Source organism: Streptomyces sp. NPDC003456 (assembly GCF_042878735.1).
Lineage (GTDB): Bacteria > Actinomycetota > Actinomycetes > Streptomycetales > Streptomycetaceae > Streptomyces.
Genome location: NZ_JBIAOK010000001.1, coordinates 642,272 through 662,573, shown reverse-complemented (window position 1 = coordinate 662,573; position 20,302 = coordinate 642,272). Strand labels below are relative to the sequence as shown.

Sequence of the window (20,302 nt, the reverse complement as noted above, 5' to 3'; positions counted from 1 at the left end):
TCAGTGGGGGTACTGGCGGGCACGTAAACGGGGAGTGAGGGCGAGGCCAGTGGAATGTCGTGGCGAGGGTGACGGCGGCGGGGCGCCGGACGAGCACGTGGCGCAGGTCGGCTTTGCCTTGGGCGGGGACGACAGCTGCATCGCCGACGCCCGCCACCATGCTGTCGCCTTCCTCGACCGGGCTGTCCACGACCACGACGTGCCGGTCCCGGACCCGGTCCGGGACCTCATCCAGCTCGTGGTCAGCGAACTCGTCACCAACGCCCGCAAGTACGCCCCCGGCCCCGTCTTCGTGGAACTGCGCCTGACCGAGCGCACCGTGGAGGTCGTCGTGTGGGACAGCGACTCCGCGCTTCCCGCGGCCCGCGCCGCCGACCCCGGCCGGATCGGGCAGCACGGTCTCGAGATCGTGAAGGCGGTCACCGAGAGCCTGACCGTCGAACGCGAGGCGGTCGGCAAGCGCATCACCGCCCGCATCCCCCTGCACCACCTGCCGGGCAAGCCGGCCGTCGCCTCCACCGTCCAGAACGCCTCCACGGGCTCCGAGGCCCTCACCCACGACGTCTCCAGGGGCTCCGAGGCCCTCACCCAGGACCTTGCGGCGAGCTCCGAGGCCATCCCCCAGGACGCCTCGACGGGCTCCGGGTTCGGCCAGTCGTAGCCCGCCCGGCGCACCGAGCTCCAGCCCCTTCCCTTTCCCCGGCCCGACCTCCGACGCGCACGGCGTCGACACGCGGCCGAACGGGTGGTTCGCGCACTCCGACAGCCCAGGAAGACACCCCCGGCACGGCGGAAGCGGCGGCCGACGGCGGAAGCTCGCGTGGAAGGCCGGCCGTCGTCCGGCCCCGTCGAGCACGGGACGGCCCGTCCCGTCCTCCGCAGCACCCCACGGCCCGGGAGCCCGCCATGTCCCGCACGACCCCGCCCCGCGTGAGCGTGATCATCCCGGCCTACAACGCCATGCCGGAGATCACCCAGTGCGTCAGGTCCGCCGTGGAACAGACCCTCCGCCCGGACGAGATCGAGATCATCGCGGTCGACGACGGCTCGACCGACGGCACCGGGGAGGAACTGGACCGCCTCGCCCGTGCCTCCTCCCGCGTGCGCGTGGTCCACCAGCCCAACAGCGGAGGAGCCGGAGGCCCGCGCAACACCGGTCTCGACCTGGCCGTCGGCGACTACGTCTTCTTCCTCGACTCCGACGACTACCTGGGCCCCGACGCCCTGCGCCGGATGGTCGCCATGGCCGACGAGAACGGGACGGACGTGGTGCTCGGAAAGATGGTGTCGGTCGGCGGGCGAGCCGTGCCGACGGCCGTCTTCTCCCACAACCAGCCGCGCACCGACGTCTTTTCCTCCCACGCGTACCGCACGCTGGGGTGCTGGAAGCTGTTCCGGCGGTCGCTGATCGAGCGACTCGGCCTGCGGTTCCCGCCGTACCGCAACTGCGAGGACAAGCCCTTCACGGCCGCGGCCTACCTCAACGCCGACGGCATCTCCGTCGTCGCCGACTACGACTGCTACTACTCGCGCAACCGGCAGAACGGCAACAACCTCACCCTGACGGCCGCCGACCTCGTGCACCGCATGGACGGTACTCGGCTGTGCTTCGAGACGGTCGCCCGCCACCTCGCACCCGGGCCGCGCCGGGACCGGCTCATGCGCCGCCACGTGGAGTGGGAACTGTGCGGGCCCGTGCGGGCCTTGCTGCCGCGGGAGGACGAACAGCGGGCCAGGGGGCAGTATTACCCGCAGTTCCGGCAGTGGGCGCTCGACCACGCGACCGACGGCGTCTTCCCACTGCTCGCCCCGCCGGACCGGTTGGTCGTCCACCTCCTGCGCGCCGACCGCTACGACGACCTCATGACGGTGGCGCGCCACGCCCGGCGGGACGCGGCGCGCGGCCACGTCGTCGACAAGGGCCGCGTCTATTGGGCCCATCCCTTCTTCCGCGATCCGGCGAAGGCGGTCCCGGACGCCTGCTTCGACGCAACGGACCGGATCCCGGTCCACCACGACCTGACCGAGGCGGCCTGGACCGGCGAGGGCGACGTGCTCCGCCTGTCGGGCCACGCCCGCATCGACGACCTCGGCCCGCTCCAGCCCGGCTGCCGGCTGGTCCTGCGCCCGAGTGGCTTCCGGCACCCGGACGTCCATGTGCCGGTCACCCTCGCCGCCGCCCCGCCCGGCGCGGAACGACCCGGGACGCCGGCCGCCACGTCCGAGGGGGACGGCGCAGCGACCCGCTTCACCGTCGACGTGGACCTGGCCACCGCGGCCTCGAACGCCCCGCTCGGCATCGGCACATGGAACGTCCACCTCGATCTGCGCGCACAGGGAGTCAGCCGCACCGTCAGGCTCCGGCGGCTCCGGACGGACGCCGACGGCCCACGCCGCACACCGCCGGCCCGCGAACTGGCCTCCGGCTCCCGCACCGAACCCGCCACCGCGCGGCTCCTGTTCGGTCCCGAGGGCCAACTGGCGCTGGACATCCGGCAGACCGGGACGGCAGCCGAGCCCACGTGCCGCGTGACCGCGACCGATTGGGACGTCTCCGCCCCCGGCACCCTCGTCGTCAGCGGGCACTTGACCGGCGAAACCGCCCGCCGCCCCCGTCCGGTCGCCCTGCGGGCCGAGGAGATCTCGGGGCGGGTCCGGGAGGTGGCGCTGACGTACGGGCCGGACGGCGATCACTTCACCGGCCGCATGCCGTTCGCCGGACTGCGGCCCGGCCGCTGGGCGCTGGCACTTCGCACAGACCAGGGCGGCACGCCGGTCCCCGTCCCGCACACCCGGCATCTCCCCGGCACCCGCTGGTTCCGCGTCTCCCGACTGGGCCGCCCCTACTACGCCAAGCCGCTTCCGCGGCCCCCACGGGACGTCCTCACCCTGCGCGTCGCACCGATCAGGCTGACGACGGCCCTGCGCCGCCGCCTGGCGCGGAGTCGCGCAGGCCGCGGCGGGCACCTCTGAGGCTCTGCCCGTATAGGCGTGCGGCAACCCGGGGCTCGGCCGGGTGCGGCGATCCGGTGGTGCCCCGTCAGGCGGCCGGCTCGTCCTCCACGGCGATGCCCAGGCGGTCCGCCACCGTCGTCAGGGTGGCGCCCAGCGGCAGGGCGACCCTCGTGACGGCGTGCTGGTCACCCCGTGTCCGGTCCCGGTTGACGATCAGCACCGGCGTGCCGGCCTGAGCCGCCTGACGGACGAAGCGGAGCCCGGACATCACCGTCAGCGAGGAGCCCAGGACCAGCAACGAGGTGGCGCCCCGGACCAGTTCCCGGCAGTGCTCGACCCGCCGCGGCGGAACGGACTCGCCGAAGAAGACCACGTCGGGTTTGAGGACGCCACCGCACACCGCGCAGGGCACCACGCGGAAGTCCCCGACCTGATCGTCCGTCAGGTCGGCGTCGCCGTCCGGGTTGATGCCCGCCGCAACCGGCTCGAAGCCCGGGTTCGCCTCCTCCAGGCGCCGGGCGAGTTCGCGGCGCGGGCTGAACGCGCCGCAGGACAGGCACACGACCCGGTCGAGGGTGCCGTGCAGTTCCACGACGTCCGCGCTGCCGGCGGCCTGGTGCAGCCCGTCCACGTTCTGTGTGATGACACCCGAGAGCAGCCCGTGCCGCTCGAAGGCGGCCACCGCCCGGTGCCCCGCGTTGGGGCGGGCCCGGCCGAAGGTGCGCCAGCCGAGGTGGCTGCGCGCCCAGTACCGGCGCCGGGCCCGGGCGTCGGCGGTGAAGTCCTGGTAGGTCATCGGCGTGTGGCGGCTCAGGCTCCCGCCCTCGCCCCGGTAGTCCGGGATGCCCGACTCCGTCGAGATGCCCGCGCCGCTGAGCACCAGGACACCGCCGGCGCCGAGCGCGTCGGCGACCGGCCTCGGGTCGGAGGTGCCCGGCGGCAGGTCTCCGGCAGGGGTCCAGCTCAGGGTGGGGCGCATGCGCATGCCGTCAGGGTACGGAACGGCGGCCCGTGATGCGCCGGCCCGCCACGAGGCCGGACGGGCGGGACCCCAAGGCTGTCCCCGCCTCGCCCCGCTCACCCTGCCCGCCCCGGCCGGGCACGGTGGCCCGGCCGGACCGCCGTACGGCCGCGGAGCGCGACGGCCGCCGCTCGGCGCGCCCACCCGCACCCGCGCCCGGCCCCGAGGAGCTCGCCTGCGCAGCAGGCACGCGCCCGCCGTCACCTCACGAGCCGTCGAGCGCCTTGCGGAAGGTGCCGCCGCGCCGCAGTGCCCGTTCGATGCTCTCCAGCGACCTGCCCCGGGTCTCCGGCACCTTCGCCAGCACGAACACGATGCAGGCGACGTTCATCAGCGCGTAGACGAAGAAGGTCCCGGACCGGCCGATCGTCTCGATGGCGGTCAGCGCCGTGACGGCGATGAGCAGGTCGACGCCCCACACGGTGACCGTGGCGAGGCTGGTCGCCGGGCCGCGCACGCTCAGCGGGAGGATCTCCGGGCCGATGAGCCAGACCACCGCCTGCATGCCCACCCCGTTGAAGAGGATGTAGGCGAACAGGGCGACGATCACCGTCCACCGCTGGGCCGCCGAACCGCCCGCCCCCAGGAACGCCAGAGCCATCACGGCCATCGCCAGGGCCGAGCCGGGCAGGAACCAGAGCATCGTGCTCCGCCGCCCCACCCGGTCCACGGCCACGGCACCCACCACGCCGGCCACGACCAGCATGACGCCGATCCCGACGCCCGTGAGCAGCGCCACCGAGTCCCCGAAGCCCGCGTCGACGAGGATGGTCGGCGCGTAGTAGACGACGGCGTTGATGCCGGTCAGCTGGCTGAAGGCGGCGATGCCGACGGCGATCAGCAGGGCGGGCCGCACCCACCGCTGCCGCAGGTCCCGCCAGCCGCCCGCGGGGACCCGCGCGGCCACCTCGGCGATCTCCCGGATCTCCCGGCCGACGTCCGTCCCGGCCGGCCGCAGCCGGGTCAGGACCTGCCGGGCCCGGTCCGTCATGCCCCGCTCGATGAGCCAGCGCGGGCTCTCCGGCAGGAACAGCATGCCGACACCCAGGGCCACGGCCGGCAGGACCGCCAGGGCGAACATGACGCGCCAGCCGCCCTCGCCGGACAGCGCCCAGCCGCACAGGTAGGCGATGAGCTGGCCGGTGGCGACCATCAGCTGGAACAGCACCATGAGGCGGCCGCGGATCCGCGCGGGCGCGACCTCGGCGATGTAGACGGGCACCATGTTGGACGCGCCGCCCACGGCCAGTCCGAGCACGAAGCGCGCGGCGATCAGCGTGCCCACCCCGGGGGCCACCGCCGCCGCGGCCGCTCCCACCGCGAAGACCACGGCGACCGCGACCACGATCCTGCGGCGCCCGTGCCGTACGGCCAGACGACCGGACAGCAGGGCCCCGGCCATCGCGCCGAGGAGGATCACGCTGACGACGATCTCCTGCTCGCGGGACGTGAGGTGCAGATCCTCGCGCAGGTGCAGCAGCGCCCCGGAGATGATGCCGGTGTCGTAGCCGAACAGCAGGCCGCCCAGGGCGGACACGCCGGACACCGCGTACACCGCCGCCGGGACCCGGGCCCGGGCGCCGGCGCCGGGGTCGGCGCGCCGGGGCTCCGCGGTCAGCTCAGGCATCGCCCATGACCAGACCCTCGATGGTGTGCTTCTGCGTCACCGGCCGCAGGACGTCGACGACCGGGCAGTCCAGGTGGCGCCGGACCCGCTCGGGCAGGCTCTCCCAGTAGGACCGTGTGACGGCGGTGTCGTGCCGGTCGCCGTTGGTGGCCTCGGGGCCGTCGACGCCCAGCACCAGCACGGGGCGGGACTTCGCGGAGTGGTTCTTGGTGCCGCGGTGGATCGTCAGCGCGGTGCGCGCCGAGATGTCCCCGCGCTGCGGGTACTTGCGCACGGCCCGCTCCTCGTAGCGCGCGTAGTGCGAGCGGGGCGGGAACATGCCGTGCCCGAACTCCGGGCTGTCGTCCCACTGGGTGCCGGGCGCGATCTCGAAGGGGCCCATGTCCTCCTCCGTGTCGACGGCCGTCACGTTGAAGGCCAGCGACGTCAGCCGCCGCTCGGCGCGGGTCTCCTCGGGCATGGGGAAGTCCCGGTGCCAGGGCTGGTTCACCGCGCCTTCCAGCGGTACGTCGAAGCCGAGCTCGACGATGCGGTAGCCGGGCCCGAGCACGGCGGTGCAGACCGAGCGCACCCACGGGTGGTCGACGAGCTCGACGAAGCCGCGCAACTGCTCGGGATGGATCTCCACGTAGTACCGGTTCGGGCCGCGTCCGACCGCGCCGCCGGGCCGCTGTCGCGCCTCCTCGAAAGCGGCCTCGACGTCCTCGCGCAGCCGGTCGGTCCACTCCTTGGTGAACGCGCCCTTGCGCGCCGTGATGCCGTCCGAGTACAGGGCCTCCACGTCGGCCGTCACGTCGACGTCGAGGCCGGCCGGCGCGATGCCGGGGTAGGCGTACGGGCTCATGCGTGCCTCCTTGCACAGAACTGTCCGAGCCATGTTGCATCGTTGATTTCAACGTGGCAATAGCCGGCGGTGCCTTCTTGGGGGGATCTTGTCCCGCCGGACGCGGCCCGTGCCACGATGTGCGGGTGAGGAGCAGCCTGAAAGACGTGGCCGCCCGCGCGGGTGTCTCCGCGCGCACGGTGTCGAACGTGGTCAACGGGTCCGCCCGGGTGTCGGCCGAGACCCGGCAGCGAGTGCAGGAGGCGATCGACGAACTGGGCTACCGGCCCAACCTCGCCGCCCGCAGCCTGCGCGCCGGCCGTACCGGCATCGTCGGGCTGGCCATCCCGGAGCTGCACTCGCCGTACTTCGCGGAACTCGCCGGACTCCTGGTGGACGAGGCGCGCCGCCGGTCCTGGACCGTGATCATCGACCAGACGCAGGGCGACGCCGAGGCCGAGCGGCGGCTGCTCACCGGTGACGGCGGCCGCGTGATGGACGGGCTCATCATCAGCCCCTGGGCCCTGGGTGCGCGCGACCTGACCGATACCGCCCGCTCGCTGCCGGTCGTCCTGCTCGGCGAGCGCAGCCCGCAGGGCCTGGCCGACCGCGTGGCCGTGGACAACGTGGCCGCCGCCGACGAGGCCACCACCCACCTGCTGGCGCAGGGCCGCCGCCGCATCGCCGCCATCGGTCTGCAACCGCACCTGGCGAACGGCACCGCCGAGCAGCGCGCCGAAGGCTGGCGCCGGGCCCTGCGCCGCGCGGGCATCACCCCGCGCCCCGAGTGGGAGCTGGCCGTGGCCTCGCTGCACCGCACGGACGGCGCCCGGGCCATGGCGCACCTCCTCGACGGCGACACCGTCCCCGACGCGGTGTTCGCCTTCAGTGACGAACTGGCCCTCGGAGCCCTCCACACCGCCCATGCCCGCGGTGTGTCCGTACCGCAGGACCTGGCGATCGTCGGCTTCGACGACATCGAGGACGGCCGGTTCAGCAACCCGTCCCTCACCACCGTCTCGCCCGACAAGCGGCAGATCGCCCAGCGGGCCCTGCAGTGCCTCGCCGACCGCATCTACAGCCCGCGCAACGACCTGCCGGCCTCCGACCTGACCATCCCGCACCGGCTGGTCGTGCGGGGCACGACGGACCCTGCGGCGACCGCGCCGGCGCTCTGACCTGCTGAGGACCGCGGTCCCTTACCGCCCCGCCGGGGGGTGATCGGACAGGGCGATGCGCCGTGCCCCGCGCCGCCCACGATCCCTCCCCGGGCCCGCCCTTCCGCGACCGATGCGGCGGGGTGCGCGTATCCGCCCTCGTGCGGGTATCAGCACAACGAAGGACAGGCCACGGGTTCATGCTGTGGGAGGTGGAGGGCAGTGAACCGGCCGGATCACGATCGGCACGCGCTCGACATGATCGACTGGCTGCTGGAGACCGACACACTGCGGGACTTCCTGCAGCTCCTGGTCGCCGACGCGGTCGGTGCCTCGGCGGCGGACGGCTGCGGGGTGACGGTGCAGCGCGAAGGCCGCCCACTGACCGTGGTGAGCACCGGGGGAGTGGCGGACAAACTCGACGAGAAGCAGTACGGCCAGGACGACGGCCCGTGCTTGCAGGCCCTGCGCAAGGGAGAGGTCGTCCATGTGCCCGACATGCTGGAGGAGTCCCGCTGGGCCGCCTATCCGCGTTTCGCGGCGTCCCTGGGTGTCCGCTCCGCGCTGTCGGTACCGATCGCCGTCCGCAGCCACACCGCGGGCGCGCTCAACTTCTACGCCGCGGACCCCGACGCCTTCGCCGAGGAGGACCGGCACGCACTGGCACTGTCCGCGGCCCAGGCGGGCGGCGCGATCGCACTGGCGCAGCGGCTGGCCGACGCGGAGGAGTTCACCCGGGACCTGCAGAGCGCACTGGCCTCCCGCCGGGTGATCGACCAGGCCATCGGCATCGTCATGCAGCAGCGGCAGTGCACCGAGGAGGAGGCCTTCGGTCTGCTGCGCCGCCTGTCCCAGCAGACCAACCTCAAGCTCCACGACGCCTGCACCCGCCTGCTGACCGACATCGCCGGCCGCCCGCCGACCCCCCAGCCGCCGCTGCGGCCCCGCCCCTGACCGGGTTCCCCCGGGAGGGCGGGCACACCGGGGCGGGACACCGCGCGCACGGCGTCCCGCCCCGTCGGCAGACCTCTCAGGGCGTTTCGGTCTCGTCGGAGGTGCCGGTGCCCTCCGAGCCGCCTTCGTCCGAGGTGTCGGGCTGCGACGCCCCTTCTTCCTCGGGGTGCACGTCCTTCTCCCCGGTGACTTCTTCCAGCGGGTGGGACAGATCGTTGTCGGGACTCGTCATGTCGGCTCCTTCCCTCTCGCGGGCCGGGTGCCCCTTCGCGGGGGAACGACGACTGCGAGACGACTGCCATCGGGATTCCCGGTCGACCGGAAGGCCGGGGCCATCGCAGCCAGGCGCTGAGCGGCCTGCGGCGGGCCGGAGACCTGGGCGAACCGCCCCTTCCCCCACCCCGCCGGACCGTGCCGGCCGGGCGTCGGGCACCGTAGGGTCCGGTGGCGGAGCCCTTCGCCACCTGCGGCCGGCGGGCGAGCGGCTCCCGCCACCGCGTCACGAGGCACGAGAAGACAGGGGCGTCATCGTGGTCCACGGCCTGAGGGAGACGGTCCGATGAGCGCGGCGGAGGAACCGGTCCTCTTCCGCACCACCGGACGCGCCGCCCACATCACGCTGAACCGGCCCGGGGCGCTCAACGCCCTCACGCACACCATGGTCCGCCGCATCGACGGGGCCCTCAGGGAGTGGGAGCGCGACCCGGCCGTGGAGACCGTCGTCATCACCGGCGCGGGCGAACGCGGCCTCTGCGCGGGCGGTGACATCCGCGCCATCCACGACGACGCCCGCGACGGGGACGGCTCCGCCTCAGCGGCGTTCTGGCGCGACGAGTACCGCCTGAACGCCCGGATCTCCCGCTACCCCAAGCCGTACGTCGCCGTGATGGACGGCATCGTCATGGGCGGCGGCGTCGGTGTCTCGGCGCACGGCGACGTCCGGATCGTCACCGACCGGTCCCGGGTCGCCATGCCCGAGACGGGCATCGGCTTCGTGCCGGACGTCGGCGGCACCCACCTGCTCGCCCTCGCCCCGGGCCAACTGGGCACGCATCTCGCTCTGACGGGCACTCAGATCGGCGCCGAAGACGCTTTGCTGTGCGGGCTGGCCGACCACTACGTGCCTTCGGACGCCCTGCCGGAACTCCTCGACTCCCTGTCCGCGCGGCCGGCTGCCGAGGCCGTCGCGGGTGTGCGGCGGACACCCCCGCGGGGAGTGCTGGCGGCTCGGCGCGACTGGATCGACGCCTGCTACTCCGCCGATTCCGTCGAGGAGATCGTCCGTCGCCTGCTCGCGCACGGCGACCCGGCGGCGAAGGAGACCGCCGAGACCCTGCTGTCCAAGTCACCGACCGCCCTCAAGGTCACCCTGGCCTCCGTGCGCCGGGCCCGCCGGCTCGGCACGCTGGAACAGGTCCTGGACCAGGAGTACCGCGTCTCCTGTGCCGCGCTGACCACCGCCGACCTGGTGGAGGGCATCCGCGCCCAGGTCGTCGACAAGGACCGCCGGCCGAGGTGGTCGCCGAAGACCCTCGCCGAGGTCACCGACGCCGAGGTGGAGCGCTTCTTCGCCTCCCTGGGCGAGCGCGAACTGGGGCTCGCCCAGGAGTAGGCCGTCGGGCGACCGTGGCAGGTGAACCTGCCGGCCCCGCCCTCTTCCGGCGGTGCGGTTCTGGCGTCTCGTCAGAGCATGAGCAGCAGGCGAGTGTGGGGCACCAGCTTCCGGTTGACGCTGGTGCTCTGCACGAAAATCGTGAAGTGGTCGTTGTGGTCGGGCTTCACCCTGACCTCCGTGTCCGGCAGGCCGAGCAGGGCCCGAGCCTCCGGACCCGTGTACACACGGTCCGTCTTCTTCTCCAGCACCGCTATCTGCTTCCGCGCCTGGATTTTCTCCGACTTGCTCAACTGATAGAAGGCGCCGCCCGTGCGATAGGTGTGCCCGCATTCGACGACCCAGTCCCGGATGGCCGCGTCCCGAGCCACCGGAATCAATTGGTACTGCGACGGATCGACGGGCGTCAGGCCGGCCGCCTTGATGGTGTTCTCATTGACCGCATCGGCTCCGGTGGAGAACACCGCCCGAGAGCCCCGGATTCCGCGCGTGCGACCCACCATGAAATTCTCGGTGGCCTGCCGGATGACCTGACCGGCCTCTTCCAGACCTTGGGTGCTGGTGGCGTCCCAAATGGCGATGTTGTCCTTGGGGAAACCGCACTGCATGGCTTCGCGCTTGCCCATCTGGTCGGGCACCAGAACGGCCAGCGTCCAGTTGTCCTGCTGCGTCTCGATCATGTCGGCCACGGCCCGGACCAGGTCACGCGCGTTCCTGGTCGGGGCGTCCGGGCAGCGGTGGCTGGCGTTCTCCTGCCCGTCCGTCAGCACGAACGTGAGAAAGCTGTGGTCCCCGTACAGCTGCGCCGTCTGTGCCAGTTCCCGTTGCGACTTCAGTGCGGCCGCGAGGAGCGCGGTCATTCCACCGGTGCGGTACAGCTGCTTCAGGGACGGCATGCGCAGCACGTCCTTGTCGTAGATGACGCACTCCACCTTGTCGGCGAACACGTACACCGTGACGCGGGTTTCCTGGTCCAGCTCCCTCGAACGGCGGGCGAGATAGGCGATCTGCTGGTCCGCGACGTCCACGACCTTGTGGCTCAGATGCGACATGGATGAGCTGGCATCCAGCACGAGCGCGACGTGGTTGATGTAATTCTGGCTTCCGGACATCACAACTCCCCCTCGTTCCGGGCTTGGTGATTCCACCCTCTCATCCACCACTGACAATCGATCTTGCTTCCCGGGTCCCCGACGGGCCGGGCGCCCCTCCGGCAGCCGGCCGCCCGCGACCGTCTCCGTGCTCATTCCTGCTCGCAACAGTGGCCTAATGAGCATCTATTGACACGGCGACGGCGCTCCCTCCACAGTCGTCCCACCGAGTGATGCCGATCCGCGGACCCGAGGAGCGTGCACCCCCATGCCCGAAATCCCCGAAGTCACCAGGCGTTTGCTCCTCGGAGGAGCGCTGGCCGGCGGTGCGGCGGCCGCCGGTCTGGGCTCGGCGCAGGCCGCTGCGGTACCGGGACCTTCCCCCGAGCAGACCGGCCTCTCCCCGCGCCGCGGGCCGGGCCAGAAGTCCATGATCGACGTGCCGTTCGACGAGCACCGGACCGTCCGCGTCGGCGTCATCGGACTCGGCAACCGGGGCTCGGGGATGACGGAGGGCTGGTCCGCCGTCCCGGGCTGCGCGGTGACCGCCGTGTGCGACGTACGGGCCGACCGTGCCCGGCGCGTCGCCGACCGCCTGGTCTCCCGGGGCAGACCGCGCCCCGCCGAGTACGGCGGCTCGGACGACGCCTACACCCGCATGCTCCGGCGCGAGGACGTCGACCTCGTCTACATCGCCACGCCCTGGGAGTTCCACCACCGACAGGGCCGGGACGCGCTGCGGGCGGGCAAGCACGCCCTGGTCGAACTGCCCGTGGCCACCGGGCTCGAGGAGCTGTGGGACCTCGTCGACACCTCCGAGCGCACCCGGCGGCACCTGATGCTGGCGGAGAACTGCTCCTACGGCCGCAACGAACTGGCGATGCTCAAGATGGCCCACGACGGGCTGTTCGGAGACCTCACCCACGGGCACGGCGGCTACCTGCACGACCTGCGGGAACTGCTCTTCTCCGACACCTACTACACCGACGCCTGGCGGCGCCGGTGGCACACGCGCAGCACCGCCTCGCTCTACCCGATGCACGGGCTCGCACCGATCGCCGCCGCCATGGACGTCAACCGCGGCGACCGCCTGACCACCCTGCGCGCCACCGCCACCGAGCCCCGGGGCCTGGCCGACTACCGCGCGAGGTTCCTGCCGCGGTCGCACCCCTCCTGGAAGGAGACCTACATCAACGGTGACCTGGTCACCTGCCTGATCGACACCGCGCAGGGCCGGACCGTCCGGGCCGAGCACGACGTCAGCTCGCCACGACCGTACAGCCGCATCAACACCCTCGCCGGCACCCGGGGCATCTTCGAGGACTACGCGGGCACCTCGGCGACCGACGGCCGGATCTACGTCGAACCCGACCACAGCGGGCACACCTGGCGCGACTTCGACGCCTACCGCAAGGAGTTCGACCACTGGCTCTGGACGAAGATCGGCGACGACGCCGGGAACAACGGCGGCCACGGCGGGATGGACTACGTGCTGCAGTGGCGCACCGTCCAGCTCATGCGCGCCGGGCTCGTCCCCGACATCGACGTCTACGACGCGGCCGTGTGGTGCTCACCCGTGCCGCTCAGCGCGCGGTCCCTGGCGACGGGCGGGCGCCCCGTGCGCATTCCCGACTTCACCCGGGGAGCATGGGTGAACCGGCGCCCGGGCCTCGACACCCGGCCCTCCGAGATGCCCCCCGTGCCCTGACGCGGCCCCGCCCCTCGAACCGCCCGCACCGACGGGGCCGGTGCGGGCGACTGCGCGTCAGTGCCGGGCGGCGACGGCCTCGACCTCGAACAGCACATCGGGCGTGGCCAGGCCCGCCACGCCGACCAGGGTCTGGGCCGGAGGCCGTGAACCCCAACCCTCCCGGACGGCCTCGGCGATCGGCCCGAGCTTCCCGACGTCATGGTTGACCACGTACGTCCTGAGCTGGACGACATGGCTCAACCCCAGCCCGTGGGCGGCGAGCGCCACGCCGAGGTTGTAAAACGCCTGCTTCACCTGCCGGGCGAAGTCGTCGGACACCACCCTGCCGTCGGGCGCCGACCCGAACTGGCCTGCCACCAGCACCAGTTCGGTTCCCGCCGGGACGGCGGCGGTGTGGCTGTACCCGAACGGGACGGGGTCGTGCAGCCCTTCCGGATTGACCAATGTGTGCGCGATGGGAACCACCTCTTGCGTAGGGGGGCGTTGACGCGAGCAGCCTCCCAAGGAATACGTGACACCCTGTGTCACGTATCCGGCACTAGGGTCTGTCGTTCGGATCATGGCGCAGGGCATCGGCAGCACCTGTGAACGCCGATGAGCGGTCCCGCGTCTGCGGCGTGATCCGAACGACAGGCCCTAGGCTTCGCGGATGCGCGCCGACCGACTGGTATCGATCGTGCTGCTGCTGCGGCAGCACGGGCGGCTCTCCGCGACCGCGCTGGCCCGGGAGCTGGAGGTGTCCACCCGCACGGTGCTGCGTGACATCGAGGCGCTGTCCGCGGCCGGCGTGCCGGTGTACGCCGAACGCGGCCGGCACGGCGGCTTCGCGTTGCTCCCCGGGTTCCGGACCGAACTCACCGGGCTCACCCACGACGAGGCACTGGCCCTGCTGGTCGCCGGGTCCCGGCGCGGCGCGCAGACGTTCGGTCTCGGCTCGGCGCTCGCCTCGGCCGTGCGCAAGGTGGTCGACGCGCTTCCCGAGACATCGCGGGCCGCCGCCGCGGGAGCGGCCCGGCGCCTGCTCGTCGAGCCGGACATCGACCTCCTGTCACGCCGCCAGGACGCCGAGGAGGTGCCCGAGACGGTGCTGGGCGAGGTGCGGCGGGCGGTGTTCGCCGGTCACCGCCTGCGCATCCACTACGCGGCCGCGGACCGGAGCCCCGCCTGGCGCACGGTCGACCCGATCGGCCTGGTCACCGTACGGGGCCACGGCTACCTCCTGGCCGCCAGGTCCGGAGCCGACCGCACCTACCGGCTGTCCCGCATCCTCGCCGCCGAGGAGCAGCGCGAACCGGCCCGCAGGCCCGACGGCGTCGACCTTGACCGGCTGTGGCAGGAACGCAGCCGACGGTTCCGGACCGGCGGCGACCAGGTCACCGTGCTGGTGCGGGTCGACCCGGCGCGACGGAAGGAGCTGGTGGACACCGCGCTGGCCGTCGCGGCCGAGGAGACCGAGGCCGACGGCCGGTCGCGGCTGGAGGTCACCTTCCAGGACCCGAGGCACGCCGAATGGGCCCTGTGGCACCTCGCCGCGGACGCCGAGGCCCTGGCCCCGCAGTGGCTGCGGGACGCCCTGCACGACCGCGCCGCAGCCCTGGCCGCCCGTTACGGAGCGCCGTCCTGAGACCGAGCACAGCCCTGCGACCTGTGGTGCACGGCCGCCGGGCCGGACGGCGACGTCCACGGGCGCGGGCGCACGGAGAGGTTCGATCCGGCCCACCGCGCGAGAATGGACCTCGTCGCATCCTGTGCGCCGGATCGGAGGGCGACCATGAAGGACCTCAAGTTCGAGCAGAAGCGCACGCTGTCCCGCCGCGAGGCCGCGGATCAGCTCTCGGCGCTGGCGGACGCGTTGAGGGAAGGTGAGGACGCCGAGCTCAAACTCGGCGCGGGCACACTGACCCTGCGCATCCCCGACGGTCTGCGCAGCGAGATCGAGGTCGAGATCGGCGGCGGGGAGGCCGAGCTGGAGATCGAGTTCAAGTGGTCCACCGGGACGGAAGAGCCTCCGTCCGGATCGGGGAAGGACACGGCGGCGTCCGACACGGCCAGGACGACGTCCGAGAGGCGGCCCAAGGACGCCGCGGCGACCTCCGGGCGTGGCGCGGGCAGGAGCAGGACGGCGAAACGACCCGCCACCAAGACGTCCTGAGACCGCCGGGCGGGAGCAGTCCCGTGCCTGCCCGCGTCCGCCTCACCGACCGCCGCGGCGATCCGCGCCGAAGAGTAGCCTCGGTGGTACGCGGAGGTCGGTTCCCGGGAGCCCATCAGCGCGAGGCTCCCTCAGTTCGGCACAGAAGCTGAGGGAGCTGCCTCGTGCGGGCCGGCGGCGCGGACACCGACCGGATGCCTGCCGCCGGGGCACGGACACCCTCGGTGCAGGCGGTCCGCGCAGGCGCCCCTCAGGTGCCCTCAGGTGCCTTCAGGTGCCCTCAGGTGCCTTCAGGTGCCCTCCGGCGGCGACTCCACCGTGCCCGCCTGCGGCGCAGCGACGTCGACTGCGACAGCACCGCGCCCACGCTCAGCCCGACCGCGATGGCCGTGCACAGCACGATCAGCCACGACAGCAGCACGAAGACCGAACCGGCTGCCCCGTAGGCGTCCAGGGCCCGTTTGAGGGCCCGCGGCATGTAGAACTGGGCGGCGAGCGACAGACCGCTGACCGCGAGCGCGGTGATCACGGCCCCCGGCAGGAGCGGCCCCCAGCGGATCTGGCCGCCCAGCAGCAGATGCTGGGTCCACCACCACATCGCCGTCTGCGGCAGCAGGCCGATCGCGAACCCGAGCACCGGCCCCAGCTGGCTGCGCAGCAGGCCCTGCACGACCAGGGCGCCCAGCCACAGGGCGATCCACGCCAGCCAGCGCCACGCGGCGACCGACGGACCCGAACGCGGCAGCTGCCACGCCCGTCTGCACAGGCGCTGCACGGCCCGGCTCACCGCGGTCGCCGACAGCAGCACCATCAGACCGCCGACCAGGCCGGTCGCCTGCCGCAGCTCGGCCGTCGGCGGCTGGAAGACCTGCTGCAACTGGGCCTTCTCCTGGGCGCTCAGCCCGAACACGGTGCTCACCGAGGTCGCGACCTGCTCCTTCAGAGCCGTGGGGGCGTAGGCACCGAGCACGAACAGCAGGGGAATGGCGGTGAGGAACGACTGGGCCGCGATCCGGGTCGCCGAGTCGAAGATGTTCACCGCCAGCATGCGCTCCACCAGTGCCGTGATCAGGGGGAAGCGTGCCCTGAACCGTGAGGCGGCCGAGCGCAGCCGCGCGACGCTTCCGCGCACCAGGGCCCCCCACCACGACGGGCGGACCACCCGCGGCGTCCGGCGTGACGCGCCGGCTCCGCGGTTCACTCCGCCGCACGGCGTGCGCGGCTCACCCGGATCCGCACCCGCGGGCCGACGGCACCCCACCGACCGGCGGACCGGCCGTCCGACGCGCGCCGCCAGACCGCACACGACGGCCGGGTCCCCCCGGCCGATCGCACACCCGGCGACATCCGCATCGCGCTGCTCCCTTCCTCACCCAGAGTGCGCGACGGGGCCGTCCACGGCACCCCGCCGCACCGCCCGCGGACGGCGGCAGCGGGACCGGGAGGCAACAGGGGAGGCCGTGGACCCGCCCGTCGCACGGGCCGGCCCGCGCGCCGGTCCGGGGCCCCCGGCTTAGTCTGTTGCCGGGGGCGTTCGGGTGAATCGCGCACCGGAAGGGCGGTCCGATGGACGACTACCCGCTGATCGAGAACCACGGACTCGTCGGTGATCTGCAGAGCGCCGCGCTGGTCACCACCGACGGCAGCGTCGACTGGTTCTGCGTCCCGAGGTTCGACTCGCCGAGCGTCTTCGGCGCCCTCCTGGACCGGACCAAGGGCGGGCACTGCACCATCCGGCCCCGGCACCGCTCCTACGCCACCAAACAGCTCTACCTGCCCGACACGGCGATCCTGGTCACCCGGTTCATGACCGAGGCCGGAGCCGGCGAAGTGATCGACTTCATGCCCGTCACCGGCACCTCCGTCACGGAACGCCACCGGCTGGTGCGGATGATCCGCTGCGTGCGCGGCCGGATGACCTTCGAGATCCAGGTGGATCCCCGCTTCGACTACGGCCGCGAACCCCACCGGCTGCACATCGGTGGGCACGGGGCGGTGTTCGCGGGGGAGCGCGGGTCGCGCCTGACCGTGCACCCCGTCCGCGAACCGGACGACGATGAACTCCTCGACGTCCTCACCGACCGCCGGGAGGCCCTCCACTTCACCCTCACCCTGGAAGCGGGCCTGGAGCGCGGGATGGTCCTGGAGTGGGGTGCCGACGGCCCGCCCAGGGAGATGCGGCTGGCCGAGTACGGGCGGCTCTTCGACGACACGGTCGCGTTCTGGCGCGGCTGGCTGCGGCAGTCGCGCTACACGGGGCGCTGGCGCGAGACCGTGGAGCGCTCGGCGATCACACTGAAACTGATGACGTACGCGCCCTCCGGCGCCGTGGTGGCCGCCCCGACGGCCGCGCTCCCCGAGCAACTGGGCGGCGAGCGCAACTGGGACTACCGGTTCACCTGGATCCGCGACGCGTCCTTCTCGGTGTACGCCCTGCTCGGACTGGGTTTCACCGAGGAGGCCGGAGCATTCATCCAGTGGCTCGGCGACCGGGTCAAGGAGCGCGCCGGACGGGACAGCGACAACGGGCCGCTGAACATCATGTACGCGGTGGACGGCGCGTGGGACCTGCCCGAGGTGACGCTGGACCACTGGGAGGGCTACGCCGGCTCGGCGCCGGTGCGGATCGGCAACGGCGCCGCCACCCAGCTGCAACTGGACATCTACGGCGAGGCCCTCGACAGCATCTCCTTCGCGCACCGGCACGGCCTGCAGGTGGGCCACCACGGCTGGAACGCCCTGCTGACGGACCTGGACTGGCTGGTCGACCACTGGGACCAGGCGGAGGAGGGCATCTGGGAGACCCGCGGCGGCCGCGAGAACTTCACGTACGGGCGCGTGATGTCCTGGGTGGCCTTCGACCGCGCGCTGCGGCTCGCCGAGTCCAACGGCAGACCGGCCGACGTCCAACGGTGGCGCGCGGCCCGGGACGCCTGCTACGAGCAGGTCATGGCGAAGGGCTGGAACGAGCAACGGCAGGCGTTCGTGCAGCACTTCGGCAGCGACGTCCTCGACTCCTCGCTGCTGCGCATGGCGACCGTCGGGTTCATCACGCCCGACGACCCGCTGTGGACCTCCACCCTGAGGGCCATGGAGGAGGAACTGGTCAGCGACAGCCTGGTCTACCGCTACAACCCCGAGGCGTCCCCCGACGGCCTGCGCGGCTCGGAAGGCACCTTCTCGCTGTGCACCTTCATGTACGTGGACGCGCTGGCCCGCGCGGGCCGCCCGGACAAGGCGCGCCTGGTGTTCGAGAAGATGATGGGGTACGCCAACCACCTCGGCCTGTACGCCGAGGAGATCGACCCGCAGGGCCGCCAACTCGGCAACTTCCCCCAGGCGTTCACCCACCTGGCGCTGATCGACGCGGCCATCACCCTGGATGCCGCCCTCAACCGGGCCTAGCAGGCAGCGGGTTCAGCCGGCCGGTGCCGGGGCGGGTTCCAGGAGCACGAGCGTGTCGCCCGGTCCGGCGGTGAGGGTGCCGCCCTCGGTGGCCGGGTCCAGGCGGCCGTCCCGCCGTACGGCGAACAGCGTCTCGTGGCCCGGCGGGAGCGGGGCCGATGCCGGCTGCACACGGAAGCGGGCGCCGCTGCCGTGCCGCGAGGCCACGGTGTGCCGGACCAGCTCGCGGCTGAACAGGGTCTCCCCGGGGGCATAGGGGGCGACCACGCCGGGGGCGCCGGGCGGTGGGCCGATCCGGTAGACCGGGCCGTCGACGCTGTCCCGCAGCACGACCGAGAGGAGCGCGTTGAAGTCGTCGTCGTCCGTCAGCAGGAAGACCGAGGTGACGCCCTCCAGCCGGGCTTCCGGGTCGGTGGCCGCGGCCAGCAGTTCCTCGGCGGCCGGTTCGACACCCGCGGCCTCGATCCGGGCCCGCTGCTGCTCCGAGGCCGCCCACATCAGCACGTCGACACCGGCCGTGCGCAGGGCGTGGGCGAGGTCGACGACCCAGGGGTCACCGCCGAGCAGCAGCGGGCGGGCCCTGGGCGTCGCCACGACGTCCAGCCGGCGGGCCACCGGCCGTGCGGTGAGTCCGTAGACCACGACCGTCCCGACGATGACCAGGAAGGTGATCGGCAGGATGGTGCCGGCGTCCTGGAGGCCGGCGGCGGTGAGCGCCCCGGCGAAGGTGGTGGCGGTGGAGGCGGCGACGATCCCGCGCGGGGCCATCCAGCCCAGGAAGGCGCGTTCGCCGCGCGCGAGGTCCGTCCCGAGGGTGGACAGCAGGGCGACGAGGGGCCGGACGACCACGATCAGGACCGCGACCAGCACCAGCGAGGGCAGCAGGACCGGACGCAGGCTCTCGGGCGTGACGGTCGCCGAGATCGACACGAACAGCAGGCCGATGATGAGCTGCACCAGCGTCTCGAAGAACGGCCGCCGCGCGGGCATCTCGAAGCCGGGCACGTTCGCCGCGACCAGACCCGTGACGATCGCCGCGATGAGCCCGGTGTCGTCGTACACGGCGTCGCAGCCGGCCGCCACCAGCACCACGACCGCCAGCTGGGTGAGCGTGCCGAGCGTCTCGCCGAGCCGGAGCAGCCGCAGCGCCAGCCACAGCAGCGCGGCCCCCACGGCACCGCCCGCGAGTCCGACCGCGATGCCGCCGAAGAAGGCACCGAACCGGAAGTGCCCCGGTTGCAGGCCACCGGAGACGAGGGAGTGGAACACGACGGCCCCGAGGATGCCCCCGACCGCGTCGATCAGGGACCCCTCCCACATCAGGACGCGCCGCACCTTCTCCGACGGCCGCACGTGTTCCAGGAGCGGGCCGACGACGGTCGGCCCGGACACCACGAGGATCACCCCGATCATGCTGGCCACCGCGGCGGGGACGCCGAACAGGGCCGGCCCCACGGCCATGACCGCTCCCCAGGTCAGCAGGACCTGGAACACGAGGAGACGGACGACGGCCTTGCGGGTGGCGCCTTTCAGCAGCCGCAGGTCCAGGCCCAGTCCGGCGTCGTAGAGGATGAGCGCGACGGACAGCGACACCAGGGCCGGGAAGTCCTGGCCGACCAGCTTGTCCGGGTGCACCACGTCGGTGAGGGTCCCGGCGACGAACCCGGCCGGCAGGAGCACGATCAGGGCCGGGACGCGCAGCCGGGAGGCCAGGATCTGGGAGCCGACGGCCAGCACCACGGTGAGCGCGATGCCCAGCAGGATCTCGTCCTCGCTCACCGTGCACCCACCGGG

16 protein-coding genes and 1 pseudogene are annotated in these 20,302 nt (G+C 72.9%); 9 read left to right on the top strand and 8 right to left on the bottom strand.

All coding sequences use genetic code 11. From position 1 onward, the window contains the following. Positions 1-49: 49 nt before the first annotated feature. Positions 50-484, top strand: a pseudogene (locus ACFYWG_RS02490) (ATP-binding protein); the annotation flags it as partial. 422 nt (positions 485-906) lie between these two features. Beyond that, the gene (locus ACFYWG_RS02485) at positions 907-2,973 is read left to right on the top strand and encodes a glycosyltransferase (protein ID WP_389198799.1); all 2,067 of its coding nucleotides are present in this window, start codon (positions 907-909) and stop codon (positions 2,971-2,973) included. Between the two features lie 67 nt (positions 2,974-3,040). Here the strand turns inward: ACFYWG_RS02485 and ACFYWG_RS02480 are convergent, their stop codons facing one another. From ACFYWG_RS02480 to ACFYWG_RS02470, 3 genes are all read right to left on the bottom strand, one after another. Then, the gene (locus tag ACFYWG_RS02480; RefSeq protein ID WP_383499607.1) at positions 3,041-3,940 is read right to left on the bottom strand and encodes an NAD-dependent protein deacetylase; all 900 of its coding nucleotides are present in this window, start codon (positions 3,938-3,940) and stop codon (positions 3,041-3,043) included. Between the two features lie 241 nt (positions 3,941-4,181). After that, complete coding sequence (locus ACFYWG_RS02475; protein ID WP_383499610.1) at positions 4,182-5,603, bottom strand: sugar porter family MFS transporter; 1,422 nt, start codon at positions 5,601-5,603, stop codon at positions 4,182-4,184. After that, entirely contained in the window at positions 5,596-6,447 is an 852-nt protein-coding gene (locus ACFYWG_RS02470) for a phytanoyl-CoA dioxygenase family protein (RefSeq protein WP_383499612.1), read from the bottom strand. The genes ACFYWG_RS02475 and ACFYWG_RS02470 overlap by 8 nt, the downstream gene beginning before the upstream one ends. Positions 6,448-6,572: 125 nt before the next feature. Here ACFYWG_RS02470 and ACFYWG_RS02465 point away from each other — a divergent pair, with 125 nt between their 5' ends. Both ACFYWG_RS02465 and ACFYWG_RS02460 read left to right on the top strand, forming a co-directional pair. After that, on the top strand, positions 6,573-7,604 hold the full coding sequence (locus ACFYWG_RS02465) for a LacI family DNA-binding transcriptional regulator (RefSeq protein WP_389198795.1): 1,032 nt from the start codon (positions 6,573-6,575) through the stop codon (positions 7,602-7,604). Between the two features lie 237 nt (positions 7,605-7,841). Then, entirely contained in the window at positions 7,842-8,537 is a 696-nt protein-coding gene (locus tag ACFYWG_RS02460; protein WP_389199440.1) for an ANTAR domain-containing protein, read from the top strand. Between the two features lie 76 nt (positions 8,538-8,613). Here ACFYWG_RS02460 and ACFYWG_RS02455 read toward each other — a convergent pair whose 3' ends face one another. Continuing rightward, a complete protein-coding gene (locus ACFYWG_RS02455) occupies positions 8,614-8,769 on the bottom strand; it encodes a hypothetical protein (protein ID WP_383499618.1) in 156 nt (51 codons plus the stop codon). A gap of 327 nt (positions 8,770-9,096) precedes the next feature. On the opposite strand from ACFYWG_RS02455, the gene ACFYWG_RS02450 reads away from it, so the two are divergent. Beyond that, complete coding sequence (locus ACFYWG_RS02450) at positions 9,097-10,149, top strand: enoyl-CoA hydratase/isomerase family protein (RefSeq protein WP_389198793.1); 1,053 nt, start codon at positions 9,097-9,099, stop codon at positions 10,147-10,149. 71 nt (positions 10,150-10,220) lie between these two features. On the opposite strand, the gene ACFYWG_RS02445 is transcribed toward ACFYWG_RS02450, so the two are convergent. Beyond that, the gene (locus ACFYWG_RS02445) at positions 10,221-11,261 is read right to left on the bottom strand and encodes a vWA domain-containing protein (protein ID WP_385413867.1); all 1,041 of its coding nucleotides are present in this window, start codon (positions 11,259-11,261) and stop codon (positions 10,221-10,223) included. Positions 11,262-11,508: 247 nt separating this feature from the next. Here ACFYWG_RS02445 and ACFYWG_RS02440 point away from each other — a divergent pair, with 247 nt between their 5' ends. After that, the gene (locus ACFYWG_RS02440) at positions 11,509-12,948 is read left to right on the top strand and encodes a Gfo/Idh/MocA family protein (protein WP_389198790.1); all 1,440 of its coding nucleotides are present in this window, start codon (positions 11,509-11,511) and stop codon (positions 12,946-12,948) included. A 57-nt stretch (positions 12,949-13,005) separates the two neighbouring features. Here ACFYWG_RS02440 and ACFYWG_RS02435 read toward each other — a convergent pair whose 3' ends face one another. Then, on the bottom strand, positions 13,006-13,407 hold the full coding sequence (locus ACFYWG_RS02435) for a RidA family protein (protein ID WP_383499788.1): 402 nt from the start codon (positions 13,405-13,407) through the stop codon (positions 13,006-13,008). A 193-nt stretch (positions 13,408-13,600) separates the two neighbouring features. On the opposite strand from ACFYWG_RS02435, the gene ACFYWG_RS02430 reads away from it, so the two are divergent. Together ACFYWG_RS02430 and ACFYWG_RS02425 are read left to right on the top strand one after the other, a co-directional pair. Next, entirely contained in the window at positions 13,601-14,575 is a 975-nt protein-coding gene (locus ACFYWG_RS02430) for a helix-turn-helix transcriptional regulator (protein WP_385413862.1), read from the top strand. Positions 14,576-14,722: 147 nt separating this feature from the next. Continuing rightward, positions 14,723-15,103 (top strand): amphi-Trp domain-containing protein, encoded by a 381-nt coding sequence (locus ACFYWG_RS02425; protein ID WP_389198787.1) that lies wholly within the window; start codon positions 14,723-14,725, stop codon positions 15,101-15,103. A gap of 280 nt (positions 15,104-15,383) precedes the next feature. On the opposite strand, the gene ACFYWG_RS02420 is transcribed toward ACFYWG_RS02425, so the two are convergent. Beyond that, entirely contained in the window at positions 15,384-16,235 is an 852-nt protein-coding gene (locus tag ACFYWG_RS02420; RefSeq protein ID WP_389198785.1) for a YhjD/YihY/BrkB family envelope integrity protein, read from the bottom strand. Between the two features lie 434 nt (positions 16,236-16,669). Here ACFYWG_RS02420 and ACFYWG_RS02415 point away from each other — a divergent pair, with 434 nt between their 5' ends. Continuing rightward, positions 16,670-18,508 carry a glycoside hydrolase family 15 protein gene (locus ACFYWG_RS02415; protein WP_383499638.1) on the top strand — a complete coding sequence of 613 codons (1,839 nt, stop codon included), beginning with the start codon at positions 16,670-16,672 and terminating at the stop codon, positions 18,506-18,508. Between the two features lie 12 nt (positions 18,509-18,520). Here the strand turns inward: ACFYWG_RS02415 and ACFYWG_RS02410 are convergent, their stop codons facing one another. After that, a complete protein-coding gene (locus ACFYWG_RS02410; RefSeq protein WP_389198783.1) occupies positions 18,521-20,287 on the bottom strand; it encodes a cation:proton antiporter in 1,767 nt (588 codons plus the stop codon). Between the last annotated feature and the right edge of the window lie 15 nt (positions 20,288-20,302).